The following is a 24,817-nucleotide window of genomic DNA, read 5'->3' as shown; positions in this document are numbered from 1 at the left end:
TTAGCGGTCTCCCAGGCAGATGCCCAAGCCGCGGGCAGCGTGGACTAAGGCGCCCTGCGGATCGACCCGGTGGGGCTTGTCCACCACATCGACCAGCGCGAGGTCGGTGACCGTGCGGCCGGACCAGGCCACCATGCGGTCACGTTTGCCGGCGGCCAGAAGGTCCACGGCGTGAACGCCGAAGATCGAGGCCATGAGCCGGTCGCGTGGCACCGGGGTGCCGCCGCGCTGCACATGCCCCAGCACGGTGACCCGGATTTCGGCCCCGGTGGCCTCGGCCAGCTTGTGACCGATGTAGTGGCCAATGCCGCCGTAGCGCGCCTGGGCGGCGCCCGGACTGGCTGTGACTGCCTCACCCTCCTCGGTGCGCACGGCCTCGGCCACCACCACGAGCGCGAAGTTGCGATCGCGCCGTCGCAGCTCGTCGATCTTGCGCTTGAGATTGTCCAGTGTGTAGGGGATCTCCGGGACCAGGATGATGTCGGCGCCGCCGGCAATCCCCGCCGAAAGAGCGATGTGGCCGGCATCGCGCCCCATGACCTCCAGGATCATGACGCGGTCGTGGCTCGCAGCCGTGGGCTGCAGGTGGTCGAGCGCGTCGGTGGCCACGCCGACGGCCGTGGCATAGCCGATGGCCACCTCCGTGCCCGCGACGTCATTGTCTATGGTCTTGGGAATGCCGATCAGCGGCAGGTCCGCCTTCTCACACAGCCGTGAGAGGATGGCGAGACTGCCGTCGCCGCCGATGCCGATCAACCCCTCGATCTCCAGCTCTCGAAAGCCCTCGACGATCTCCTCGGAGCGGTCGATTCGCCGGCCGTCGGGCAGGGGGAAATCGAAGGGATTGCCCTTGTTCGTGGTGCCCAGAATGGTGCCGGCCCGGCGCAGCAGCTCGCCCTGGAAGCGGGAGAGGTCGAGGGTTTCCGCCTCCACAGGGCGGGAGAGCAGGCCGGCCGTACCCTTGTGGATGCCGACCACGTGCCAGCCGTAGCCCTCAACCGCGCGCTGGACCACTGCGCGCAGAATTGCATTGAGGCCGGCGCAGTCGCCCCCGCTGGTGAGCACGCCAATTCTGCGCCTGTTGGTCATTCTGCTGCTCGAGCATCCATGTTAGAAAGAACAAGGTGTCGTAAAGCGTCATCCCCTGCAACTCTCCCCGGCGTTTTCACCCCCTCCCCGGGTACAGCGGGAAGCGCTATGATGGTCTCCGGTCCCCAATGAACAGAACGAGCCCTCCAGGCCTATGAATGACGATTACGAGAACCGCGAGGAGGAGCAGGCGTCACTGCGCGCCCGCCTGGAGCAGCTGCATTTGGAACACCGGGACCTGGACGAGGTGATCGATAAGCTCTCGGAGTCACCGCTGAGCAACCAGTTGCAGATCCAGCGTCTGAAGAAGCGCAAACTCGTCCTGAAGGACATGATGGGGCGCATCGAGGATCGCCTGATCCCGGACATCATCGCCTGAGACATCAGGCTTCGGCCTCGGACTCCCGAGTGAACAGCAGGTAGTCGAAACGCTCTGACGGTCCATGGCGGTAGCTCTCCTGCAGCCGGTAGCCTGGAAGCTGTTCCAGTGCGTCGCTGCCCATCAGGATCACGGCGCGGGGCCGTGGCAGGAGGCGGGCGAGGCAGGCCAGGATCACGGGCTCGGGGAAAGGTTTGAAGAGGAAGCAAACCGTCACGTCGGCCGGATAGTCGATCTTGAGCGCATCGCCGAGAATGAGCTGATGCTCGCGGCTGCCCAGGCGTTCCAGGTTGCGGCGGCAAACCCGGATGTGGGAGGGCATGAGGTCCACGCCGATGACCCTTTGGAAAGGGTAGCGTCGTGCCACCACCAGAGCCCGGCCCTTGCCGCAGCCAATGTCCAGGAAGACATCGTTCGCAGACACGGCAAGCGCATCGAGCGCACGTCGCAGCACCCCTGGATGGCAGGGAAATGCGGCCGTGCGGTCGCCACGCGGGGTGCCGTACTCGGTCTGGGTTTCGCGCGTGGCCGGGGAGGTGGTGTCGATGCGCTTGTGAGCGGCATCGAAGACGTAGCCCAGGCCGTAATAGTAGCTCTTGTAGAGCGTTGCGCGCAGCCCGTCGGCTGAAAGGTTGCGCTGGATCTGGCGGGCGCGGGCAAGCACATGCATTGGGGCGTGGCCCTCTTTTTTGCAGTCCGGATACCCACGGAAGCCCGGCGCGGATCCGATGCGTCGCAGATTAGGACATCACGCAGGCTGCTGTGCATAGACGCAAAGGGGATAACCCCGAAAACGCGGCAGACCGACCACCCGGTGTGAACCGCGATGCTTTTCCGCGGCAGGCGGAGCGGCAAAGCTTGTTTCGCGGCGGGTGCGAACGGATAATGCGCCAAAGCACCCGCCCGGGGATTGCCCGGGCCAATTCCACGGGGTCGTCACAGGACGGATCGGGGGCCTTTCCGGATGTTGGCAGTTGGAGCGAAGGCATGACGGTGTCTGCGCCGCAGGTCGGTATCATCATGGGCAGTCAATCCGATTGGCCCACACTCAGCCATGCGGCTGTGGCTCTGACGGAACTGGGGGTTGCGCATGAATCGCGCATCGTTTCGGCGCATCGCACCCCCCAGCGGCTCTACGACTATGCGCGCGGCGCCCGGGACCGTGGCCTTCAGGTGATCATCGCCGGCGCCGGCGGGGCGGCGCATCTGCCCGGCATGGTGGCCAGCCTGACGCCCTTGCCGGTTTTCGGCGTGCCCGTGGAAAGCCAGGCTCTGAAGGGCATGGATTCGCTTCTGTCGATCGTCCAGATGCCGGGAGGCGTGCCAGTGGGCACGCTGGCCATCGGCCGGGCGGGCGCGAAGAACGCGGGGCTGCTGGCGGCCTCGGTGCTCGCGTTGAACGATGAGGCCCTGGCGAAGCGGCTCGATGCCTATCGTGCCGCGCAGAGCGACAACGTGGCAGAGGAGCCTCGCGACGATGGCTGAAGCGCGTTTCACCCTGCCGCCGGGCTCGACCATCGGCATCCTGGGCGGGGGACAGCTTGGACGCATGACTGCCTTGGCGGCCGCGCGACTGGGCTTTCGCTGCCACGTTTATTGCCCGGGCGCGGACGAGCCGGCCACACAGGTGGTCGCGCGCTCGACGATTGCCGCTTACGACGACGAGGCAGCGCTGAGCGCCTTCGCCGATGCGGTGGACGTGGTCACCTTCGAGTTCGAGAACGTGCCGGCGCACACCGCGCGGGTGTTGGCCGAGCGGGTTCCGGTGCGTCCCGGTGCGGACGTGCTGCACATCTGTCAGAACCGCCTGCGCGAGAAGGATTTCCTCGGCTCGATCAATGTGCCGACCACCCGCTACATGGAGGTGGCCGGACCGGAAGCCATGACACGGGCGCTGCGGGATTTCGGCGCGCCGGTCATCCTGAAAAGCGCCGAGTTCGGCTATGACGGCAAGGGGCAGGTCCTGCTGCGCAGCGAGGGGCAGGTGGAGCAGGCCTGGCAGGAAATGCGCCGCCACGCCCCGGACAGCCCGGCGATCGTCGAAAGCTTCGTCGACTTCCGGGCCGAAATTTCCGTCATCGTCGCCCGCGGCCAGGATGGAGCGATTGCGCCCTATATCCCGGTCGAGAACCGGCATCGCGATCACATCCTCGATCAGACAGTGGCGCCGGCGCGCATTCCGGCGGACGTTGCCGAGCGGGCCGAGGTGATTGCGCGGCACGTTGCGGAAGGCCTGAACCTGATCGGGCTGGTCGCGGTCGAGATGTTCGTGACCACCGACAACAAAGTGCTGGTCAACGAGCTGGCGCCGCGCCCGCACAACTCCGGACACTGGACCATGGATGCCTGCGTCACATCGCAGTTCGAGCAGTTGGTGCGCGCCGTGGCCGGCCTGCCGCTGGGAGCACCCGACCGCCATTCCAACGCGGTGATGCGTAACCTGCTCGGCGACGAAGCCGGCCGCTGGCGGGAGATCCTTTCCGACCCCGCCGCGCGCCTGCATCTCTACGGCAAGGGGGAGGCGCGCGCGGGACGCAAAATGGGTCACGTCACGCGCCTGTCGCCGCTCGGCTGAGGCTGCGCTGCCCGCCTTCCTTCACTTGCCCGTATTCCGTTGAGACCATTCGGGAGTTCACACCTCGTCATGCTGCGTCACATTGTCTTCTTCTCTGCCAAGAACCCGCAGGATATCGAACGGATTCAGCAGCTGCTTATGCAGCTCGGCACCATCCCCAGCGTGCGACATTTCGAAGTGAGCCAGAACATCCGCCGCGACCAATTCTCCTCGGAGGTGGATCTGGTGGTCTACGGAGAATTCGAGGATGAGGCAGCCTTGCGGGCTTACAAGGAACACCCGATCTATGCGGAGTGCATCCGCCAGGTGAAGCCGCTGCGCGATCTGCGCATTGCCGCCGACGTCCGCGCGGAGGCATCCTAGCTTTTTTAGCGTTTCGGCTCTGACTGAATTCAGTTGAACCTGAATGAGCCGATCCAGAATGGAGAGACGACCGTGAAGGCTACCCTGCCGACATCCCAGACTGCCACCCGCCCGACTGTCAGTGCGATGTTTGCCGCGTTCTGCGCAGGCATCATCATGTTCGATGCGGTGCTGGCGCTTGGTTTCGGCCTCGATTGGGCCATCGTAGGGCTTCTACATCTGTCCGAGAGCTTCGCCATGGCCGGCGGCGTCATCGCATTGGCGCTGGCGGCTCTGTCCGGGGTTTGGCTGTTCCGGCGTGCCTGCCAGGCTGAGCGCGAGCTTGCGCAGCCGGGCGCCGCCGCCTGATATTACCGGCGGCGGGCGCCTATAACCTCAGCGACGCGGTTCTTCCACCCGGAGACCGTACTCCGCGCCCAGATCCAGCAACTCTTCCCAGAGCGCCAGCGCGAAGCTGCGCGTGACATAGAGGTCGATCTCCTCGGCCCCGCGGGCGTGGAGCGTCACAGCCTGATGACCGAAGCGGGTGAGGGCGCAGTGCCCCGCGGGGAAGGACTCTGGAACCAGGTCCAGGCCACAGCCCTTGGCCAGCAGATTGCGCGCCTCTGCACCGGCAATGCGGATGACGCAACGGGCGTGGTTGATGTCGGCCACGGCCACCGCCGGACGATCGGCCAAGCTGTCGCGCAATGTCTGGACCAGATCGGGCTGCTTTTCCTCCGGCATGACCACCAGCCAGCGGTCGGGCCCCTGCCAGAGTAGGGCGCCGGCCTCGTTCTCATGCGCGCGGCTGGGAGCCGGCAGCGCCAGGCCCAGCAGTTCCTGCACCGCAGAAGCCACGGCCTCCCGGTCTTCCGGGAAGCAGGACACAAGCGCCACCGAGAGGCCGCGCCGCTCGCTCAGGAACAGGCGGGCCGCTGCCGGGTCGGTGGTGCCGTGAAGGCCGGGGTGATAGGCGCCCTCGAGGGCGGACAAACGCTCAGGCATGCAGGCGCTTTCCTTCGGGATCGAAGAAGTGGGGAGAGACCACCTCCACCTTGACGGTGGTGTTGTTCAGCGGATTGGTGGCGTAGAGCGTCGTTCCCATCCGCTCGGCGCCGTCCTTCAGCAAGCCCAGCGCGATGTTCTTGTTAAGCGTGATGGAGTAGGTCGGGCTGGTGGCATAGCCCAGCATCGGCACGGGGGCCTTTGCCTGCGGGTCTTCGACCAGTTGGGCGCCGCCGGGAATGCGCTTGTTGTCCTCGATAGAGACCAGCCCCACCAAGGCAGGACGATGTGGATCGGCGGTGGCCGGGCGTTCCTTCAGGCGGTGGCCGATGTAGGGCTTCTTGGTGGAGCAGAGCTTGCCCAGCCCCAGGTCGGCCGCGGTGGTCTGGCCGCTGAGTTCCGGTCCGGCGGCATGGCCCTTCTCGATGCGCATCACCGCCATGGCTTCTGTGCCATAGGCAATAATCTCGGATTCCTGTCCGGCCTCCATCAGGGCTTCCCAGACCGCCAAGCCGTGATCGGCACCGGCCGCGACCTCGTAGGCCAGTTCGCCGGAGAAGGAGATGCGGAAGATGATCACCGGCTTGCCGGCGATGCGGGCATGCACCACACCCATGAAGGGCAGGGCCTCGCTGGAGACGTCGGCGCCTTCCACCGCTTTCTGCAGCACTGCGCGCGATTGCGGCCCGGCGATCGCCATGGCGGCGATCTGGTCGGTGACCGAGGCCACGTGTACCCGCAGGTCCGGCCAGTTGGTCTGGAGGTGATACTCCATGTGGCTGAGGATCCGCGCCGCATTGGCCGTGGTCGTGGTCACCAGATAGTGGTTTTCCGACAGGCGCGAGCAGGTGCCGTCATCGAAGACCATGCCGTCCTCACGCAGCATCACGCCGTAGCGGGCCTTGCCCACGGGCAGCTTCTTGAAGCCGTTGGCATAGATGCGGTTGAGGAATTCACCGGCATCGGGACCCTGCACGTCGATCTTGCCCAGGGTCGAGACATCGACCATGCCGACCTTCTCGCGCACGTGCTTCGTTTCGCGGTTCATCGCCTCGAACAGCGTCTCGTTTCCGCGGGGGTAGTAACGCGGCCGCATCCACAGGCCGGTTTCCACCATCACGGCACCCTGTGCCTCGTGCCAGACATGCATGGGCGTGCGCCGGATCGGGTGGTAGTGGCGCAGCACATCGCGGCCGCCGAAGGCGCCCAGGCTGACCGGGGTATAGGGCGGACGGAAGGTGGTCTGCGCCAGCTTCTCCCGCGCCTCGCCGCGGGCCCGGGCCAGCACTTCCAGGGCATTGACGTTGGCCGTCTTGCCCTGGTCGGTGGCCATGCCCAGCGTGGTGTAGCGCTTTGCGTGCTCGGGTGCGCGATAGCCTTCGCGCACCGCCTGATCCAGGTCCTTGGCCGTGACGTCGTGCTGGAAGTCGACGAAGCGCTTGCCCTTGCGGGTGTAGACCTCCCACAGCGGCGCCGGCACCGCTTCGGCCTCCGGTTCGACGGCCGGCAGGTCGATCGGCTTGGGCGTGTGTCCCAGCGCCTCGAGGGCTGCACCGGCGGCACTGACGCCGTCGGCAAGCGCGGACGCCAGGGTCATGTGGCCGGCGGCGGCACCGGCGGAGCGCTCGGCCTGCTTGGAGGTGCCGGGAACGAAGGTGAAGAGGCGGGAGTCCCACTGCGGCTTGCCGCCGGACTGGGCGTGCAACTGCACCGCCGGGTTCCAGCCACCCGACATGGCCAGCAGGTCGCTCGGAATGAAGCGGGTGGGCTCACTGGGCTTGGCGTCGGCATCCAGCGCGGCCACCTCGGCGCCGAGCAGATGGCGGCCGCCGCGGGCGCGAACCACCACGTGATTGCCCAGATGCTCGATGCCCCGTTCCGCCAGGGCCCGCAGCAGGTCGCCGCCCGGCACCGGGCGAGGATCCACCACGGCAGCCACCGCAATGCCGGCATCGGCCAGATCCAGGGCCGTGCGATAGGCCTCGTCGTGGTTGGCGAAGACTGTGGCCCGCTCCCCGGGCGTCACGGCCCAACGATGCAGGTAGCGCCGTACCGCGCCGGCCAGCATCACACCGGGAATATCGTTGTCGCCGAACACCAGCGGGCGCTCATGGGCGCCGGCGGCGATGACCACCTGCTTGGTCCGCAGGGTCCAGAGGCGCTGGCGCGGCTGATGCGCACCCGGCTGCGGCAGGTGGTCGGCCACCCGCTCCACCAGCCCCAGAACACCGTGATCGTAGAAGCCGAAGGCCGTGGTGCGGGTGAGGATGCGCACGTTTGGCAGGCTGGCCAGTTCGCCGGCGGCGGCCGTGGCCCATTCGAGCCTTGCGCCGGCCGCCTCGCCCAGCAGGGCGCCGCCCAGCTCGTTGTCCTGCTCGACCAGGAAGACCCGGGCGCCGCTGCGCCCCGCCGCCAGTGCGGCGGCGAGACCGGCGGCACCGCCGCCTACGATCAGGAGGTCACAGTGGGCATGGGCCTTCTCATAGCGGTCCGGGTCCGGAAGCGTCGGCGCGGTGCCGAGGCCGGCGGCCTTGCGGATGATGCGCTCATAAAAATGCCAGGCGCCCCGGGTCGGGCCCATGAAGGTCTTGTAGTAGAAGCCGGCACCCAGGAAGGCGGAGAAGGCGTTGTTGATCGAGCTGACATCGAAGGTCAGCGACGGCCAGCGGTTCTGGCTGGTCGCTTCCAGGCCGTCATAGAGCTCGGCCACGGTGGCGCGCACGTTCGGCTCGTGGCGGGCGCTGCTGCGCAGCTGGACCAGGGCGTTGGGCTCCTCGACCCCGGCGGAGAGGATGCCGCGCGGGCGGTGGTACTTGAAGCTGCGTCCCACCAGCGTGACGCCGTTGGCCAGCAGGGCCGAGGCCAGCGTATCGCCGGCATAGCCCTGATAGGACTGCCCGTCGAAGCGGAAGGAGAGCGGCGTGCCGCGGTCGATGCGCCCGCCGTCAGCAGAGCGGTGACGCTGTGACTTGTTCGCCTTGGCCGCGCTCATGATGTCACCTCGGCCTTCGCAGGGGCGGTGGCGACCATCTCATTGGCCGGCCAGCTTCCGGTGATCTCGTGGGTCAAGGTATCGCGCTCGACGACGATCCAGGCACGGCAACCCTGGATGTGCTGCCAGTGCTCGCGGTGGCTGCCGCGGGGGTTGTCGCGGAAGAAGACGTAATCGACCCATTCCTTCATCGGCGCATCGTCGGCAGGGCGCTGCAGCGTGGCATCGCCGCCATAGCCGAATTCGTTGAGGTCGCGGTCTCCGCACCAGGGACAGGGAAGTCGCATGCTATACTTGCCTCAGTGATGGCCCGGCACCGGGCCGGCGCCTTTTTCGTCGAGCACCGCGCCCGTCTCGAAACGCTCGAGGCTGAGGGGCTCGTTGATCGGATGGGGCTGGTCGTTGGCGATGGTGTGGGCAAAGACCCAGCCGGAGCCCGGCGTGGCCTTGAAGCCGCCGTAGCACCAGCCGCCGTTCAGGTAGAGTCCTTCGACCGGCAGCTTCCCGATGATGGGGCTGCCATCCATGGACATGTCCATCACGCCGCCCCAGTGGCGCAGCAGCTTGATGCGCGACAGGTTGGGGAAGAGCGATAGCCCGGCGGTGATCACGTCCTCCACCACCGGCAGGTTGCCGCGCTGGGCATAGGAGTTGTAGCCGTCCAGGTCGCCGCCGAAGACGAGACTGCCCTTGTCGGACTGGCTGACATAGAAGTGATGGGCGCCGTAGGTCACGACGGTGTCGATCACCGGCTTTAGGGCCTCAGAGACGAAGGCCTGCAGCAGGTGACTCTCCATGGGCAGGCGCAGCCCGGCCATGGCCGCAAGCCGCGAGGAATTTCCCGCCACCGCGATGCCGATCTTCTTCGCGCCGATGAAGCCGCGGCTGGTCTCGACGCCTGTGACGCGGTTGCCCTCGCGGCGGATACCGGTTACCTCGCAGTTCTGGATGATGTCGATGCCGCGGGTGTCGGCGGCCCGGGCGAAGCCCCAGGCAACGGCGTCATGGCGTGCGGTGCCGCCGCGCGGCTGCAGCAGGCCGCCGTAGATGGGAAAGCGCGCATCCTCGAAGTTGATGTGGGGCACCATGGCCCGCACGCCGTCGCGGTCGAGCAGCTCCGCATCGATGCCGTTCAGGCGCATTGAGTTGCCGCGGCGGCGGAAGGCATCCATCTGGGCGTCGTTGTGCGCCAGATTGAGCACGCCGCGCTGGCTGAACATGACATTGTAGTTCAGGTCCTGGCTCAGGTTCTCCCAGAGCTTCATCGAACACTCGTAAAGGTGTGCGTTGCCGTCCAGGAGATAGTTCGAGCGCACGATGGTGGTGTTGCGGCCGGTGTTGCCGCCGCCCAGGTAGCCCTTCTCCAGCACGGCGACATTGGTGATGCCGTGCTCCTTGGCCAGGTAGTAGGCGGTGGCGAGACCATGTCCGCCGGCGCCGACGATCACCACGTCGTACTCGGCTTTCGGCTCCGGTTCGCGCCAGACAGGCGACCAGGCGCCGGGGCCGCAGAGGGCACCCTTCACCAGGCTGAATATGGAATAATGGGTCATGCTTGCGCCGCTGTGATTTGCCTTCCGGCTGAAGCGGAGGAGTACTCGGGCGCACCCCTGGATCCGCTTTACCGACTGCAGTGCAGGCTAGGCACTTTCACCCGGCGGCAACAATCACGGGGCGACGCCTGGGACGCAAAGACGCGACATCACTCAAAAAGACGCAAAGCCTTGTAAAGCAACAGCCGCAGGGAACGCCAGCTCCCTGCGGCTGTAAGTGAAGGAGCCTAAATTGCGCTTACCAGCCGAGCGCGCAGCCGTCCTTGCGTGGATCGGATGCAGCGATCAGGGCGCCGCGCTCCCGGTCGATGCGGATGGCCTGGGCGCCGCCATGGGGGCTGTCGACAAAGTTGACCTTGTGGCCCAGGGCCCGCAGAGCCTCGGCCTGGGCTTCCGTGAACCCGGTCTCCAGCGCCAGAACGCCGTCGTGGGCGAAACTGCGCGGACGGTCGATGGCGGTCTGCAGGTTCATGTCCTCGTCGAGCAGCGAGGTGAGGAAAGCGGCATGGCCGCTGGCCTGGTAGTGCCCGCCCATCACCCCGAAGGGCAGCATGGCTTCCCCATTCTGCATGACCATTCCGGGGATGATCGTGTGCATCGGCCGTTTGCCGGGGGCGAACGCATTGATGTGTCCCGGCTCAAGGCGGAAAGAGGAAGCGCGGTTGTTCAGCACCACACCGGACTCCGGGCCGATGACGCAGCTTCCGAAACCGTGGAACAGGGAGTTGATGAAGGAGATGGCGTTGCCGTCCTCGTCGACCACGGACAGGCAGATGGTGTCGCGGTGCTCGGCCCCGCCCATATCCAGGGCCGGCGCGTCTGCGGCCTCTTTCGGCGAGATGCGCGCGCGCAACGCTGTTGCCGTTGCTTCGGAGAGCAGCTGTTCGGAGGTGGCGGACATGGCGGCCGGGTCACTGATGAAGGCATCGCGCTGGGCATAGCCCTGCTTTGTGGCTTCGGCAATCAGGTGCGTGCGGGTGACCTCGTCCAGGCCGGCCATGTCATAGCCGGAGAGGATGTTGAGGATCATCAGCGCGATGATGCCCTGGCCGTTGGGCGGGCACTCATAGACCCGATAGCCGCGATAGTCGGTGGAGACCGGGGTCACGTAGTCGGCTTTTGCCGCCGCGAAATCCTCCAGGGTGTGATGGCCGCCCAGGGCCTGCAGGCGGCCGACCAGATCCTCGGCCACTGGGCCGCTGTAGAAGCCCTTTGCGCCTTCCAGCGAAATCCGGCGCAGTGTTGCGCCCAGCTTCGGCTGGCCGTGGCGGGTGCCGAGCGCCGGGGCCTTGCCGTCCACCAGCAGCAGCTCGCGGGCCACCGAGTCGTTGGCAAGGCGCGGCACCAGCTTCTCCCAGTCCCAGGCCACGCGCGGGGTGATGACGTAGCCTTCCTCGGCATAGCGGATGGCGGGCGCCAGGATCTCGCCGATGTCCTTGCGGCCGTGGTCTTCGGCCAGACGGCACCAGGCCGCAATCGACCCCGGAACGACCACGCCGTGCGCTCCGTCTTCCGGAATCTTGGTGAAGCCTTCCTGCCGGTACCAGTCGAGCGAGGCGCCGGAGGCCGCGCGGCCAGACCCGTTGATCGCGACGGGCTCGGAGGCGCCCGCCGGGGCATAGAGTGCGAAGCAGTCACCGCCGATGCCCGTCATGTGCGGCTCCACGACGCAGAGCACGGCGCAGGCGGTCAGGGCGGCGTCGACCGCATTGCCGCCGGAGCGCAGCATCTCCACCGCGGCCATGGAAGCCAGCGGGTGGGAGGTGGCGACGGCGGCGCTGCCGGCGTAAAGGGCTGAGCGACCGTTCTTCTGGAAATCGCGCATGGGCGAGACTCTCGCTTTCTCTCGTGTGTCGATGGGCTTGGCTTTTGTGATAGCGGCTCGCGGGCAGGCGGTCCAGCACCCGGCCGGTGGCGCGCGCCGAACGCCGGTCAGGCGGCGCCGGCTTCCGCCATGGCCGCTTCGATGGCTTCTTCCGCCTCCAGCCAGGCCGTTTCGGCCGTTGCGATGGCCTTGTCCAGCTCGCCCAGGCGCTTTTGCAGTTCGGGCACCGCCTGCGGCTGGCTTTCGTAGAGCTTCGGGTCGGCCAGTTGCCCCTCCACTGCCTGCCGCTCGACGGTGAGCGCTTCCAAGCGCTTCTCAGCCTGGCGGGCAGCCTTGCGCAGGCTTGCGGTGGCGGCGCGTGCTTCGGCGGCGGCGCGACGCTGGTCCTTGCGGTTGGGCGTGGTGTCCCGCGGCTTGTCGCTGCGGGCCTCGCGTCGCTCAGCCCGGCGCTGTTCCAGGAGCAGTTGGCGATAGTCGTTCATGTCGCCGTCGAAGCTCTGGACCTTGCCGTCCTGCACCAGCCAAAGCCGGTCGGCGACCAGTTCCACCAGTCGGGGGTCATGGCTGACCAGCACGACGGCGCCTTCGTAGGCTCCCAGGGCCTGGACCAGGGCGTCGCGGGCGTCGATGTCCAGATGGTTGGTCGGCTCGTCCAGGATCAGCAGGTGCGGCGACTCGCGGCTGATGATGGCAAAGAGCAGCCGCGCTTTCTCGCCGCCGGAAAGGTCGCCCGCCTTGGTCACCGCGCGGTCACCGCCGAGTCCGAAGCGGGCGAGATGGTCGCGCAGGGCCTGGGCTGTCGCCTCGGGCATCTGGCGGGCCAGGTTGTCCATGGCCGAGCGGGAAAGATCGAGGGCCTCGGCCTGGTCCTGCGCGAAGTAGCCGACGCGCAGCTTGCGGTCCCGGTGGCAGCGTCCTTCCAGGGGATCGAGGCGCGCGGCCAGCAGGCGCGCGAGGGTCGACTTGCCGTTGCCGTTGGCGCCGAGCAGCGCGATGCGGTCGTCCATGTCCAGGCGCAGATTGAGGTTCCGCAGCACGGGGTTGCCCGGTGCATAGCCCACCGCGGCCTTTTCGAGCTGCAGGATGGGTGGCGCCAGGGGCTCGGGGTTCGGAAAGTTCAGTGTGATCGAGGCATCCTCGATCAGCGTCACGCTGGGCTGCAGCTTCTCCAGCATCTTGATGCGCGACTGCGCCTGGCGTGCCTTGCTGGCCTTGTAGCGGAAGCGGTCCACAAAGGCCTGGATGTGCCGGCGCTGGGCCTCGATCCGGGCATTCTGGGCCGCCTCGTGTTCCAGTCGTTCGCGCCGTGTGCGCTCGAAGATGTCGTAGCCGCCCGAATAGAGGGTCAGCTTGCCGCCTTCCAGGTGGAGGATGCGGTCCACCGCACGATTGAGCAGGTCACGGTCGTGACTGACCAGCAGCAGGGTGCCGGGGTAGGTGGCGAGGTGCCCTTCGAGCCAGAGCGCCGCCTCCAGGTCGAGATGGTTGGTCGGCTCGTCGAGCAGCAGCAAGTCCGGTTCGACGAAGAGCAAAGCCGCCAGGGCAACGCGCATGCGCCAGCCGCCGGAGAAGGCGGAGCAGGGCCGTTGCTGGGCCGCCTCGTCGAAACCCAGGCCGGCGAGGATGCGCGCCGCACGCGCCGGCGCGCTCTCGGCACGGATCTCGGCCAGCCGCTCGTGAATCTCGGCGATGCGGGCGGGCTCGCTGGCGCTCTGGGCTTCCTCGAGGAGCTGGCTGCGCTCGCTGTCAGCGGCGAGCACGGTATCGATGAGGCTGCGTTCGCCCCCCGGGGCTTCCTGCGCCACCGTGCCGATGCGCTGTCGGCCGATCACCTCCACGGTGCCGCCGTCGGGGCTCAGATCTCCGGCGATAAGCTTGAGCAGCGTGGACTTGCCCGTGCCATTGCGGCCAACGAGGCCCACGCGCCAGCCTCGGTTGATGGTGGCGGAGGCCCGCTCGAAGAGCACGCGTCCCTCGACGCGGTAGAGGAGATCCTGGATCTGCAGCATGGCGCCTTGATAGCAGCCGAGCCCGGAGGTGGCGAGAGGGGCGCGGATTGAAGTTATGGTGCGGTTGCCGCCTGCCGCCGGCGCCGCTATAAGGCGCGCGATTTCGCTTTTGCGAGTAATTTGACCCTAAATCAGGAGACAACCACCATGGCGATCGAACGCACCCTGTCGATCATCAAGCCCGACGCCACCCGCCGCAACATCACCGGCAAGATCATCGATCGCCTGGAGTCCGCCGGTCTGCGGGTTGTGGCGCAGAAGCGCATCCAGCTCACCAAGGCCCAGGCCGAAGGCTTCTATGCGGTGCATCGTGAGCGCCCCTTCTTCAATGACCTCGTGTCCTTCATGATCTCCGGCCCGGTGGTCGTGCAGGCGCTGGAAGGCGAGGATGCCGTGGCCAAGAACCGCGAAGTGATGGGTGCCACCAACCCGGAGAACGCCGACGCGGGCACGATCCGCAAGGACTTTGCCGAGTCCATCGAGGCCAACTCCGTGCACGGCTCCGACAGCGCCGAGAATGCCGCCAACGAGATCGCCTACTTCTTCTCCGAGTGCGAGATCGTCGGCTGAGAGACGAACTAAACCGCTCATCCTTGTGAGCGAAGCGGAGAAAGCCGGGGCGGCCGAAAGGGCTGCTCCGGCTTTTCTTTTCCGCAGGTGCCGTGCCGCTGCTTGCTTTTGACAAGCCCGCGGTGCTGCTGCACTTTCGCGTTCCCGGATCGTACCGCGCCGGCCGCCAGGCCGGAACAATCCAGAATGGCAGGAAGCAGAGGAGGCGAGGGCGCTCTATGGCCGAGAATGCCGTATCCGTCATACCGGCACGGGATAGTTGCGTGCTGCGTTACATGCTGGAGCATTGGGCCCAGGCGCGACCTGATGCCGAGTTCGTGCGTTTCTGGCCGGGTGAGCGCTGGAGCTACGCCGAGATGCTGGCGCGGGTGCAGCGACGCGCGGCTGCCCTGCAGCGCGAGGGCGTGAAGCAGGGCGATCATGTGCTCTGCTGGATGGGCAACGGGCCCGATCTGCTGACGACCTGGTTTGCCATCAACTATCTCGGCGCGGTCTACATCCCGATCAATACCGCGGCCCGTGGCCGACCTCTGGCACACATTCTCGACAACGCCGATGCCCGCCTGATGATCGCCGAGCCGGATTTTCTCGAGCGGCTGAGCGACATCGCCACCGGCAAGGTCGAACGCATTCTGGTCACCGACGCCGGTGAGTTGCCCGCATTGTCCGGCCTCTCGCTTGCGCCGCTCGTGGACCCTGAAACACCGCCGCCCGCCGAGAGCCTGGCCTTGGAGCGGCCGATCGAGCCCTGGGACAGCCAGGCAATCATGTACACCTCGGGCACGACCGGTCCCTCGAAGGGTGTCGTATTCTCCTACGTGCAGCTCTACACCATGGGGCCCGATGCCTTCGACTGCATCGCACAAGACGACGTCTGCATGATCTGCGGGCCGATCTTCCATTGCGGTTCCACGCTCTACGTCTATGCCATGCTGGCGCTGGGCGGCACCATTGCCATGATCCGGGAGTTCAAGACCGGCACCTTCTGGCAGGCGGTGCGTGAGACCGAGAGCAGCGTGGTGTTGCTGCTGGGGGTGATGGCGAACTTCCTGCTGAAGGCGCCGCCAACCCCCGAGGACCGGGACCATCCCCTGCGCAAGGCCTTCGTGGTCCCCTTCGGCGAGGACGCGCCGAAGTTCCGCGACCGCTTCGGCGTGGAGCTCTACACTGTCTACAACATGACCGAGATCGCCAGCCCGATCAGCGCCGGGCCGATCCACAGCGGCGAGGACGATCTGGGTCTTGCCGGAAGGCCGCGGCCCTGGTTCGAATTGCGGGTGGCCGATGCTCACGACCAGGAGGTGCCGCGCGGCGAGGTGGGCGAACTGCTGGTGCGCAGCCACCGCCCCTGGGCGCTGATGAAGGGCTACTATCGCAATGCCGAAGCGACGGTGGAGGCGATGCGCAACGGCTGGTTCCACACCGGCGACGCCTTCCGCCAGGACCCCGACGGCCGCTTCTTCTTCGTTGACCGAATGAAGGACGTCATTCGCCGGCGCGGCGAGAACATCTCCTCCTTCGAGCTGGAGGCGGAGGTGGTGGCGCACCCGGATGTGAAGGAAGCCGTTGCCGTCGCCGTGCCCAGTGCGCACAGCGAGGACGAGGTGCTGGTGGTGGTCACCCCGGTGCCGGGCGCCACCATCGACCCGGAGGCGCTGACTCTCTTCCTGGCCGAGCGGCTGGCGCGCTTCATGGTGCCGCGCTACCTGCGCATCACCGACGATTTGCCGAAGACCGCCAGCGGCAAGCTGCAAAAGCACGTTCTGCGCCAGGACGGCGTGACTGCCGACACCTGGGATCGCGAGGCGGCCGGCCTCAAACTGAAACGCTGAAAGGATCGGATCGCCCGATGAAGGAAGCCGTCATCGTCTCCACGGCCCGCACGCCGCTGGCCAAAGCCTATCGCGGGGCCTTCAACAACACCACGGCCCCGGAATTGGCGGGCCACGCCATCGCCCAGGCGGTCAAGCGGGCGGGTCTGGCGCCGGAAGAGGTCGAGGACGTGCTGCTGGGTGCTGCCTTGCAGCAGGGCACCACCCACGCCAACGTGGCCCGGCAGGCGGCCTTGCGCGCCGGCCTGCCCACCAGTGTTGCGGCCATGACGCTCGATCGGCAGTGCGCCTCGGGGCTCATGACAATCGCAACCGCCGCCAAGCAGGTTCTGCACGAGGAGACCCCCATCGCCGTGGCTGGCGGCGTCGAGCAGATCTCCCTGGTGCAGAACGACACGATGAACACCAGCCGCTGGCACGATCCCTGGCTGATGGAGCATCGCCCGGACGTCTACATGTCGATGCTGGAAACGGCCGAGATCGTGGCCGAGCGCTACGGTGTGTCGCGCGAGGCCCAGGATGCCTTCGCCCTGCGCTCGCAACAGCGCACCGCCGAGGCCCAGGAGGCCGGGCGGTTCGACGAGGAGATCGTGCCGCTGACCACCCGGAAGATCGTGCGCGACAAGACCAGCGGCGAGACCTGGGAGGAAGAGGTCACCCTGTCGAAGGACGAGGGCAACCGGCCGCAGACGACGCTGGCCGACCTGGAGAAGCTGCAACCGGTCTTCCGCGACGGGCAGCGCGTCAAGTTGGGCAAGTTCGTCACTGCCGGCAACGCCTCGCAGCTCTCCGACGGTGCCAGTGCCGTGGTGGTCATGGAACGCGCTGAAGCTGAGCGTCGCGGCCTGACACCGCTGGGGGTCTATCGCGGCATGGCGGTTGCCGGTTGCGACCCCGACGAGATGGGCATCGGCCCGGTTTTTGCCGTGCCGAAGTTGCTGGAGCGCCATGGCCTCGGCGTCGATGACATCGACCTCTGGGAACTGAACGAGGCCTTTGCCTGCCAGGCGATCTACTGTCAGGAGCGCCTGGGCATTCCCGCCGAGCGCCTGAACGTCAATGGCGGCGCCATCTCCATCGGCCATCCCTATGGCATGACCGGTGCGCGGCTGGTCGGCCATGCCTTGCTGGAAGGCCGGCGGCGGAAGGCGCGCTATGCGGTGATCACCATGTGCGTCGGCGGCGGCATGGGCGCAGCCGGCCTGTTCGAGATCTGCTGATTCACACTAACGGGCAATTGCAACAGGCCGCGGCGCGCTTTTATGGTGATAGCGTGCGGCGGAGAGCCGCTCTGCCGCAACTGCCCGGCCGGTGTCAAAACGGGCTTGGACCTGTGGGGCCGGGTAGGGTGACGGATGATGGGAGGACCGCGCATGGTTGAGGATAAGCGCATGGTTGAGGATAAGACTCTGTATCGCGGTAGCTGTTTTTGCGGTGCGGTCGAAGTGACCGCAACCGGCGAGCCCTTCGCCATGGGCTACTGCCACTGCAAGGATTGCCGCGCCTGGAGTGCCGGCCCGGTCAATGCCTTTGCGCTCTGGGAACCCGATGCGGTCGAGGTCACCAAGGGCGAGGATCTCCTGGCCGGCTATAACAAGACCGAGGACAGTCACCGCCGGTTCTGCACGCGCTGCGGCGGGCATGTGATGACCCAGCATGTGCCCGGCGAGTTTGTGGACGTCTATGCGGCGGTCCTGCCCAGCCTGGACTTCAAGCCGCAGGTTCACGTCAACTACGCTTCTTCGGTACTGCGCATTCCCGACGGCCTGCCCAAGCTCAAGGACTTCCCGGCCGAAATGGGCGGCAGCGGCGAGTCGATGGCGGAGTGACGGACGGCAAGGCCGGCCCAAGAAGGCAGTCTATTCGACCGGTCTCAGGTCTGCGTCCACCTGGCGCTCTACGCGATTGCGCCCACTGCGCTTGCCGCGATAGAGGGCGTCGTCCGCACGCTTGATCGCCGGTTCCAGGGTGCTTTCTCCAGGCTGGGCCGTTGCCACTCCCAGCGTTACGGTTAACCCTGCACCGGTCAGGGGCTCGGGGAGAGCGAGGCTGGCGATGGTCTCGCGCAGGCGCTCGGCGATGGCGCAGGCCTGCTCCAGATCGGTTTCGGGGAAGGCGACCATGAACTCCTCGCCGCCGAAGCGCCCGAGCAGATCTCCCGGGCGCAGTGCCTGAGCACAGGCGGCGGTCACGCACTGCAAGGTGCGGTCTCCCCCGTCATGCCCCCAGGTATCGTTGATGCGCTTGAAGTGATCGAGATCGAAAATGCAGAGGCTGAAGGGACGCGCTTGCGCGCGGTTCTGGGCCCAGGCGCTTTCCGCCTGCTCGATGAAATGGCGCCGGTTGGAGATGCCCGTCAGGTCGTCGCGCTCGGCCCGCTGGCGCAACTGCTCCTCCAGGCGCTGCTGTTCCGCCATGGCACTGGTCAGGCGGTGATTGGAGTGCCGTTCGTCCAGTAGCAAGGCGAACTGTCGCCGTTCGAGCCGCGCCAATCTCAGCGCCGTGCCGAAACCCACCAGGTTGGCCATGGTCAGCAGCAGGCCGTGGGTCAGGACCCGCACCGGCGGCAACCCGGCGCAGAGCCAGGCCGCGAAGAGAAAGCCTGCCGTGAGCAGGAAGCTGGACAGGAGGATGCCCGGCAAGAGATTGGGCACGAAAAGATAGAAGGCGAGCAGCGCGATGATCACCGCCGTGAACTGCGTCGGCAGTGTCATGGGGCGCAGCGGCACGATGAGAATGATACACAGCGCGATGACGATCGGGGCCACGCTGTGCAGCCAGGGCCGCGTAAGCAGCACCGGATGCCGGCCGAGGTAGAAGGCGAAGAACAGGCAGCAGCCGCTGACCGTGAGCCTCAGCGCCAGCAGTAGCCAGCTTTCCTGGGACGCTCCGAGGAAGCTGAAATCGGCAATGGAGAAGCTGAGGATGATCGCCGACGCGACGCAGAGCGAGAAGCGGCTGTCGCGCTGGACGCTGGCGAGGATGGACTCCCGAAAGGCGGCCTCCGTCGCACGATCCCGGAACTCCCCGGTGACGGGATGCAGGCGTGAAGGGGGACCCTTGGTGGTGCGCGCTGCCATTCGCCAAACTAACTCGATGACCCGTCGATTGCACATGCCGGGAGGCTGCGTGCAACCAAGAATGACCGGATGATCGACAGCAGAGATTTGCAAATATAGGCTGTGTGCATTGCGCAGCGAGCGCTCAGCAAGCGCATCGTCCTGTTGGACGGGGATGCGCTGGCCGGGCTGATGGTGCGCCATGGGGTGGGCTGCCGGACGGAGGAGCTGCTCCACCTCAAGCGGGTGGATGAGGACTTCTTTCTCGACTGAGTCCTCTCCAGCCTGCCTTGGCGGAGCGCACTCCTACTTACCGGTCAGCGCCTGGATTTCGGCGATCATTTCGTCGGCGGAGCGGGTGCGGCAGTAGTGGCCCTTCATCGCCTCGATGGAACGGGCATGCCCCTCGGGGGTCTCGGCGGCGCAGGCATCCTCGATCTGCGTGACCAGATAGCCGCGGTCGGCGGCATCGCGCACGGTCGACTCCACGCACTGATCGGTCATCACGCCGTAGACGATCAGATAGTCGATGCCGAGATTGCGCAGCACGTACTCGATGTTGGTGGCATTGAAGATGCCCGACGCGGTCTTCGGGATCAGGATTTCGTCACCCTGCGGCGCCACGGCCGGGATCACCTGCGCTTCCCAGGAGCCCTTGGCGTGGTGCAGGCGTGAGATCTTGTGGTCGAGGCTGCGATCGCGGCCGTCCTGGGTCAGGCTCTCGATCACGGTGTAGATCACCTCGATGCCCGCCGCCCGCGCGGCAGCCTGCAGGCGCTGCTGGGCTGGCAGCACCACCGCCTCCAGCCGCTCCAGGAAGGGCAGCATCTTCTCGGCCGGGTCGCCGGCGGTGCGGGCTCGCTGCAGCAGCTCCGGACTGTACTCGGCATTCTGCATGTCCACGGAGAGCAGGGCGGTACGCTGGGGAACGATGGCGCGCTCGCGGTAGATCCCGCCGGGGGCGTCAATGGCCGGAAGTGCTGTGGACATAGCCTGTTACTCCAAATCGAGGATGAGGGCGATCCCTGCACGGCCGTGCAGGTTTTGGGAACTGTAATTACAGGATTGCGCTTATCACGCAACTTCGTAACGATGGCGGCGCTTCATGCTCAACGCGGGAGGTGCCCTTGCCCACCAGCACCAGTGCCGGCACCGGAAAGCGACCGGCCACTCTGGCCGATCGCATCACCGCCAGTTTGCCTTCGCTCACCAATGCGGAGCGGCGCGCGGCCCGAGCACTCCTTGCGCGCTACCCCACCACCGGCATCGAAACGGTTGCTCTCTTTGCCGAGCGTGCGGGGGTCAGCGCGCCGACCATCCTGCGCTTCATCGCCAAGCTGGGCTTCGAAGGCTATGGCGATTTCCGGCGCGAACTGCGGCGCGAACTGGAAGCGCAGGCACAGTATCCTCTGACCCGGCCCCCCGAGGCCGATAGCGCGGCCTCGGGGCTAGCCAAACTGGGGGGGCGCCTGAGCGAAACCATCGGCGACAGCCTTGCCATGTGTGAGCGCGGCGAGCTCGACCGTCTGGTCAGCGCGCTGAGCGATGAGCGCCGCGATGTCTACCTGCTCGGCGGCGATTTCACTGACGTGGCCGCTCGGCACCTGGAGTTTCATCTGCGCAAGATGCGCCCCCGGGTGCGGCTGATGGACCACGACCTGATCCGTCGCGCCGACCAGCTGGCCGACCTGCGACGCCGAGACCTTTTCATCCTCTTCGACATCCGCCGCTATCAGCGCGACAGCGTGGACACGGCCCGCCTCGCCGCGGCGCGCGGCGCCAGCGTCGTGCTGATCACCGATCAGTGGATGTCCGATGCAGCCGAGGTGGCCGACCTGGTGTTTCGCACAAGAGTGGACGGTCCCTCCCGCTGGGACAGTCTGGTCGGCATGATCGCTTTCGTCGAGGTCCTGGCCCAGGCCTTTGATGAGCAGGTCTGGTCGCGCTCGCGGCAGCGCATCGAGGCAATCGAGCGCCACAGGCAGGCGCTCTGGAGCCCGGAACCCGGTGCGCCCGGCGAATCATAAGTGATGGAACAATCGTACTATTCGTTACCGATTGATGTTTTGAAACGGTCTCTGTAACGTGCGTTTCGCAAGATAACGGTTGGGATGGGCATGGCGACAGCGGGCGTGACCCTGAAGGCGGAGGGGCTGACCAAGCGCTTCGGTGGCTTGGTGGCGCTCTCCGACTATTCAGTCGAGTTGAGCCAGGGCGAAGTGCTGGGCCTGATCGGGCCCAACGGCGCCGGCAAGACCACCGCCTTCAACCTTCTCACCGGTGTCCTCACGCCGACGACCGGACGAATCGGCCTGGAGGGGCGTGACCTCACCGGGACCAAGCCGGAAGATTTCGCGGTCGCCGGCATCGCGCGCACCTTCCAGAACATCCGCCTGTTCCGCGATCTCAGCGTCTGGGAGAACGTGGCCGTCGGGGCGCACCGGGGTGAAGGCGCCGGCTGGCTCGCAACGCTGCTGGGGTTCCCCTCGGTGTCTCGGAGCGAGCGCGCCCTGCGGGAACGCGCGGCCGCCCTGCTGGCCCAGTTGGACATGGAGGAGATGGTCGACCGGCGCGCCGGCGATCTGCCCTATGGCCTGCAGCGCAAGGTGGAGATCGCCCGGGCGCTGGCGACCCGGCCGAAAGTCCTGCTGCTCGACGAGCCCGCCGCGGGCATGAACGCGACGGAAACCGCCAGCCTCACCACCATGCTGCAGGACTTGGTCGCGCACATATCGACCCTGACGCTGGTGGTGGTGGAGCACGACATGCGCCTGGTGATGGCGCTCTGCCGACGCATCCAGGTGATCAACCGCGGCGTCCTGCTCGCCGACGGTGCGCCGGCGGAGATTCAACAGGACCCGGCGGTGATCGAGGCCTATTTGGGCAGCGCACGCCGCAAGCGGCGTACAGAGGAGGCCGCCGATGCTCACACTTGATGGCCTCGATGTCTGGCGCGGCCCCTCGCAGGTGCTGCACAACCTCGACTTGGAGGTGAAGACGGGGGAGATCGTGGCGCTGCTGGGCGCCAATGGTGCCGGCAAGACCTCGACGCTGCTGACCATTTCCGGGCTGCTGCGGCCCCGAGGCGGGCGCGCGGTCCTCAGCATGGACGGCCGCGAGAATGACCTGCTTCGCCTGGCGCCTGATCGTATCGTCGCTGCCGGCGTTGCCCACTGCCCGGAGGGGCGGCAGGTCTTTGCCGGACTCAGCGTGGCCGAGAACTTGCGCATGGGCGCCTTCCTGCGCCGCGATGGCGAGGTGTCGAGCGATCTTGTGGCGATGGGCGACCTCTTCCCGATCCTGCGCGAGCGCGCCGGCGGTCTGGCCGGGCAGCTTTCCGGCGGCGAGCAGATGATGCTGGCGATTGCCCGGGCGCTGATGTCGCGCCCGCGCCTGCTGCTGCTCGACGAGCCTTCCCTGGGACTGGCGCCGCAGATGGTGGACAGAATCTTCGACGTGATCGAGACGATCCGCGAACGCGGCACCACGGTGCTGCTGGTGGAGCAGAATGCCGGCATGGCGCTGGAGATCGCCGACCGGGCCTATGTCCTGGAGAACGGCCGCATCACGCTGTCGGGTCCGGCGGCGGAGCTGGCGGAGGATGCGCGTTTGCAGGAAGCCTATCTGGGCCTGGCACCGGCGGGGGAGGGAGCATGACCGGCGGCTATCTGCTGCAACAGATGATCAACGGACTGGTGCTGGGGTCGGTCTATGCCCTAGTGGCGGTCGGCTTTTCGATGATCTACGGCATCGTGCGGCTGATCAACTTCGCCCACGGCGACGTGCTGATGGTCGGCGCCTTCTCCGCCTTTGCCATCCTGCTGGTTTTCGGCTTACCGCTCTGGGCCGCTGTCCTGGCCGTGCTGACCATCGGCGCCATCCTGGCGATGCTGATCGACTTCATTGCCTTCCGGCCCCAGAGATCCGCGCCCCAGGTCAATGGATTCATCACCTCGCTCGGTGTTTCGATCCTGATGCAGAACCTGGGCGTTCTGCTGCTTTCCGGGCAGCCACGGCCCTTCAACCTGCCGGGCTGGATGCGCACCAACCTGGACGTCTTCGGCGCCCGCATGACCGTGCTGGAAATCGTCACGGTGGCCGTGACCCTGCTGGTGTTGTTGGGCCTCACCTATTTTGTCCGCGGCACCCGCATGGGCATTGCCATGCGGGCGACGGCGGAGAACCCGCTGGCCGCGCGTCTCATGGGCATCCGGGTGAACAAGGCCATCGCAACGGCTTTCGCCCTCGGCGGGGCGCTGGCCGGGCTTGCCGGCCTGCTGTGGGCCGGACGCGCCGGGCAGATCGACCCGCTTATGGGCTTCGTGCCCGGCCTCAAGGCCTTTGTCGCCGCGGTCATTGGCGGGGTGGGCAGCCTCGTCGGCGCGGTGCTCGGCGGCTACCTGCTGGGTTTTGCCGAGGTATTGTTTGTCGGCCTGCTGCCGCCGTCTTTCGGCTCCTATCGTGACGCCTTCGTCTTCGGTCTGCTGATCCTGATCCTGCTGGTGCTGCCCAATGGGCTCATGGGCCGCTCGATGGAGGAGCGGGCATGAGCCTGGGCCGTCACCATCTCGCCTGGGGGCTGCTGGCGGCGGTCGTCATCGCCTTGGTGGCCTATGCCGAGGGCTCGCTCAGCGGTTATGAGCGTACGGTGCTCGGATTTGCCGGCATCTACGCCATGCTGGCGATCAGCCTCAGCTTCTCCAACGGCCTGACCGGGCTCTTTTCCCTGGGTCACCCCGCCTTCATGATGGTGGGGGCCTATGTCGGGGCCATTCTCACCTTTCCGGCCAATCGCAAGGGCTTCATGCTGCCGGCGCTGCCGGAGTGGCTGGCGACCGTCGAGTGGTCCCTCTTCCCGGCGACCCTGGCCGGCGGGATTGCCGCCGCGCTGGTCGCGGCGATCGCGGGCTTTCCGGTGCTGCGCCTGCGCGGGCACTATCTGGCGGTGGCGACGCTGGGGCTCATCATCATCCTGCGCGTCGTGATCAACAACGCCGACGGCGCCACCCGCGGCGCCCTCGGTCTCAATGGTATCCCGCGCCACACCGATCTCTGGTGGATTTTCGGCTGGCTGGCAGTGGCCCTGCTGGTTTGCTGGCGGCTCAAGCATTCCTCGATCGGGCGCAGCCTGCTGGCGATCCGGGAGAATGAGATGGCCGCCGCCTGCATGGGAGTGCCGCGGGCGCGTGCCAAGCTGGCCGCCTTTTCGCTGGGGGCCTTTTTCGCCGGCGTCGGCGGCGTGCTCTGGGCGCATCTCCTGACCAATCTGACGCCGGGCTCCTTCGGAATTGCGCTGGCTTTCATGCTGGTGGTCATGGTGGTGATCGGTGGCAGCGGCAGCCTGGTTGGCGCGGCCCTGGCGGCGATCGCCCTGACCTTTCTCAGCGAAGCCCTGCGCCCCCTCGAGCAGGCCATGGGCGCCTATGGTCTGGTCCAGATCGTCATAGCCGTCCTGCTGATCGCGATGCTGCTGCTGCGCCCACAAGGCTTTTTCGGCAGCGCTGAGCCATCCTTCCTGCGGCGCAAAGCTGCAGGATCCCGGGCCGGGAGGCCCCTTTCACCTGGTGAAGAACGGGAGGTTTGA

The 24,817-nt window shown here is 66.7% G+C and carries 25 protein-coding genes; 15 read left to right on the top strand and 10 right to left on the bottom strand.

Features of this window, described 5'->3' with window-relative positions; all coding sequences use genetic code 11:
• On the bottom strand, window positions 1–1,089 hold the full coding sequence (locus tag ABZ720_RS11550) for an ATP-dependent 6-phosphofructokinase (RefSeq protein ID WP_366555679.1): 1,089 nt from the start codon (window positions 1,087–1,089) through the stop codon (window positions 1–3).
• A 154-nt stretch (window positions 1,090–1,243) separates the two neighbouring features.
• Here ABZ720_RS11550 and ABZ720_RS11545 point away from each other — a divergent pair, with 154 nt between their 5' ends.
• Entirely contained in the window at window positions 1,244–1,468 is a 225-nt protein-coding gene (locus ABZ720_RS11545; RefSeq protein WP_366555678.1) for a YdcH family protein, read from the top strand.
• A 4-nt stretch (window positions 1,469–1,472) separates the two neighbouring features.
• Here the strand turns inward: ABZ720_RS11545 and ABZ720_RS11540 are convergent, their stop codons facing one another.
• Window positions 1,473–2,138: a class I SAM-dependent methyltransferase gene (locus ABZ720_RS11540; protein ID WP_366555677.1), complete on the bottom strand. Its 666-nt coding sequence runs from the start codon at window positions 2,136–2,138 to the stop codon at window positions 1,473–1,475.
• A 317-nt stretch (window positions 2,139–2,455) separates the two neighbouring features.
• Here ABZ720_RS11540 and purE point away from each other — a divergent pair, with 317 nt between their 5' ends.
• From purE to ABZ720_RS11520, 4 genes are all read left to right on the top strand, one after another.
• Window positions 2,456–2,953 carry a 5-(carboxyamino)imidazole ribonucleotide mutase gene (gene purE, locus ABZ720_RS11535; RefSeq protein WP_366555676.1) on the top strand — a complete coding sequence of 166 codons (498 nt, stop codon included), beginning with the start codon at window positions 2,456–2,458 and terminating at the stop codon, window positions 2,951–2,953.
• Entirely contained in the window at window positions 2,946–4,043 is a 1,098-nt protein-coding gene (locus ABZ720_RS11530; protein ID WP_366555675.1) for a 5-(carboxyamino)imidazole ribonucleotide synthase, read from the top strand. The genes purE and ABZ720_RS11530 overlap by 8 nt, the downstream gene beginning before the upstream one ends.
• 69 nt (window positions 4,044–4,112) lie before the next feature.
• A complete protein-coding gene (locus tag ABZ720_RS11525) occupies window positions 4,113–4,406 on the top strand; it encodes a Dabb family protein (RefSeq protein ID WP_366555674.1) in 294 nt (97 codons plus the stop codon).
• 72 nt (window positions 4,407–4,478) lie between these two features.
• Complete coding sequence (locus ABZ720_RS11520) at window positions 4,479–4,754, top strand: hypothetical protein (protein ID WP_366555673.1); 276 nt, start codon at window positions 4,479–4,481, stop codon at window positions 4,752–4,754.
• Window positions 4,755–4,781: 27 nt separating this feature from the next.
• Here the strand turns inward: ABZ720_RS11520 and ABZ720_RS11515 are convergent, their stop codons facing one another.
• The 6 genes from ABZ720_RS11515 to ABZ720_RS11490 form a co-directional block, all read right to left on the bottom strand.
• Window positions 4,782–5,393, bottom strand: coding sequence for a sarcosine oxidase subunit gamma (locus ABZ720_RS11515; protein WP_366555672.1), 612 nt, complete (start codon window positions 5,391–5,393; stop codon window positions 4,782–4,784).
• On the bottom strand, window positions 5,386–8,385 hold the full coding sequence (locus tag ABZ720_RS11510; RefSeq protein ID WP_366555671.1) for a sarcosine oxidase subunit alpha family protein: 3,000 nt from the start codon (window positions 8,383–8,385) through the stop codon (window positions 5,386–5,388). Before ABZ720_RS11510 ends, ABZ720_RS11515 begins: the two co-directional genes overlap by 8 nt.
• Window positions 8,382–8,672, bottom strand: a complete 291-nt coding sequence (locus tag ABZ720_RS11505) for a sarcosine oxidase subunit delta (protein ID WP_366555670.1) — start codon at window positions 8,670–8,672, stop codon at window positions 8,382–8,384. Before ABZ720_RS11505 ends, ABZ720_RS11510 begins: the two co-directional genes overlap by 4 nt.
• A 12-nt stretch (window positions 8,673–8,684) precedes the next feature.
• Window positions 8,685–9,938, bottom strand: coding sequence for a sarcosine oxidase subunit beta family protein (locus ABZ720_RS11500; protein WP_366555669.1), 1,254 nt, complete (start codon window positions 9,936–9,938; stop codon window positions 8,685–8,687).
• A 238-nt stretch (window positions 9,939–10,176) separates the two neighbouring features.
• Complete coding sequence (locus ABZ720_RS11495; protein WP_366555668.1) at window positions 10,177–11,763, bottom strand: gamma-glutamyltransferase family protein; 1,587 nt, start codon at window positions 11,761–11,763, stop codon at window positions 10,177–10,179.
• Between the two features lie 107 nt (window positions 11,764–11,870).
• Window positions 11,871–13,772, bottom strand: coding sequence for an ABC-F family ATP-binding cassette domain-containing protein (locus tag ABZ720_RS11490; RefSeq protein ID WP_366555667.1), 1,902 nt, complete (start codon window positions 13,770–13,772; stop codon window positions 11,871–11,873).
• Between the two features lie 147 nt (window positions 13,773–13,919).
• Between ABZ720_RS11490 and ndk the strand changes: the two genes are divergently transcribed.
• The 4 genes from ndk (at window position 13,920) to ABZ720_RS11470 (ending at window position 18,003) form a co-directional block, all read left to right on the top strand.
• On the top strand, window positions 13,920–14,342 hold the full coding sequence (gene ndk, locus ABZ720_RS11485) for a nucleoside-diphosphate kinase (protein ID WP_366555666.1): 423 nt from the start codon (window positions 13,920–13,922) through the stop codon (window positions 14,340–14,342).
• Between the two features lie 263 nt (window positions 14,343–14,605).
• Window positions 14,606–16,174 (top strand): AMP-binding protein, encoded by a 1,569-nt coding sequence (locus ABZ720_RS11480; protein ID WP_366555665.1) that lies wholly within the window; start codon window positions 14,606–14,608, stop codon window positions 16,172–16,174.
• Window positions 16,175–16,191: 17 nt separating this feature from the next.
• Window positions 16,192–17,394 (top strand): acetyl-CoA C-acyltransferase, encoded by a 1,203-nt coding sequence (locus tag ABZ720_RS11475; protein WP_366555664.1) that lies wholly within the window; start codon window positions 16,192–16,194, stop codon window positions 17,392–17,394.
• Window positions 17,395–17,565: 171 nt separating this feature from the next.
• Window positions 17,566–18,003 (top strand): GFA family protein, encoded by a 438-nt coding sequence (locus tag ABZ720_RS11470; RefSeq protein ID WP_366555663.1) that lies wholly within the window; start codon window positions 17,566–17,568, stop codon window positions 18,001–18,003.
• Between the two features lie 30 nt (window positions 18,004–18,033).
• On the opposite strand, the gene ABZ720_RS11465 is transcribed toward ABZ720_RS11470, so the two are convergent.
• Entirely contained in the window at window positions 18,034–19,254 is a 1,221-nt protein-coding gene (locus ABZ720_RS11465; RefSeq protein WP_366555662.1) for a GGDEF domain-containing protein, read from the bottom strand.
• Between the two features lie 102 nt (window positions 19,255–19,356).
• Between ABZ720_RS11465 and ABZ720_RS11460 the strand changes: the two genes are divergently transcribed.
• A complete protein-coding gene (locus ABZ720_RS11460) occupies window positions 19,357–19,506 on the top strand; it encodes a hypothetical protein (RefSeq protein WP_366555661.1) in 150 nt (49 codons plus the stop codon).
• A gap of 33 nt (window positions 19,507–19,539) precedes the next feature.
• Here ABZ720_RS11460 and ABZ720_RS11455 read toward each other — a convergent pair whose 3' ends face one another.
• Complete coding sequence (locus tag ABZ720_RS11455; protein WP_366555660.1) at window positions 19,540–20,223, bottom strand: cysteine hydrolase family protein; 684 nt, start codon at window positions 20,221–20,223, stop codon at window positions 19,540–19,542.
• 137 nt (window positions 20,224–20,360) lie between these two features.
• Here ABZ720_RS11455 and ABZ720_RS11450 point away from each other — a divergent pair, with 137 nt between their 5' ends.
• From ABZ720_RS11450 to ABZ720_RS11430, 5 genes are all read left to right on the top strand, one after another.
• Window positions 20,361–21,260 carry a MurR/RpiR family transcriptional regulator gene (locus ABZ720_RS11450; RefSeq protein ID WP_366555659.1) on the top strand — a complete coding sequence of 300 codons (900 nt, stop codon included), beginning with the start codon at window positions 20,361–20,363 and terminating at the stop codon, window positions 21,258–21,260.
• Between the two features lie 90 nt (window positions 21,261–21,350).
• Entirely contained in the window at window positions 21,351–22,169 is an 819-nt protein-coding gene (locus tag ABZ720_RS11445) for an ABC transporter ATP-binding protein (protein WP_366555658.1), read from the top strand.
• Window positions 22,156–22,890 carry an ABC transporter ATP-binding protein gene (locus ABZ720_RS11440; RefSeq protein ID WP_366555657.1) on the top strand — a complete coding sequence of 245 codons (735 nt, stop codon included), beginning with the start codon at window positions 22,156–22,158 and terminating at the stop codon, window positions 22,888–22,890. Before ABZ720_RS11445 ends, ABZ720_RS11440 begins: the two co-directional genes overlap by 14 nt.
• Window positions 22,887–23,783 carry a branched-chain amino acid ABC transporter permease gene (locus tag ABZ720_RS11435; protein WP_366555656.1) on the top strand — a complete coding sequence of 299 codons (897 nt, stop codon included), beginning with the start codon at window positions 22,887–22,889 and terminating at the stop codon, window positions 23,781–23,783. Before ABZ720_RS11440 ends, ABZ720_RS11435 begins: the two co-directional genes overlap by 4 nt.
• Entirely contained in the window at window positions 23,780–24,817 is a 1,038-nt protein-coding gene (locus ABZ720_RS11430; RefSeq protein WP_366555655.1) for a branched-chain amino acid ABC transporter permease, read from the top strand. Before ABZ720_RS11435 ends, ABZ720_RS11430 begins: the two co-directional genes overlap by 4 nt.

The organism is Aquibaculum sediminis, assembly GCF_040712085.1.
Classification (GTDB): domain Bacteria; phylum Pseudomonadota; class Alphaproteobacteria; order Kiloniellales; family DSM-21159; genus Aquibaculum; species Aquibaculum sediminis.
The sequence above is the reverse complement of the archived record's forward strand: the minus strand, read 5'-3'. Positions and strand labels throughout refer to the sequence as shown.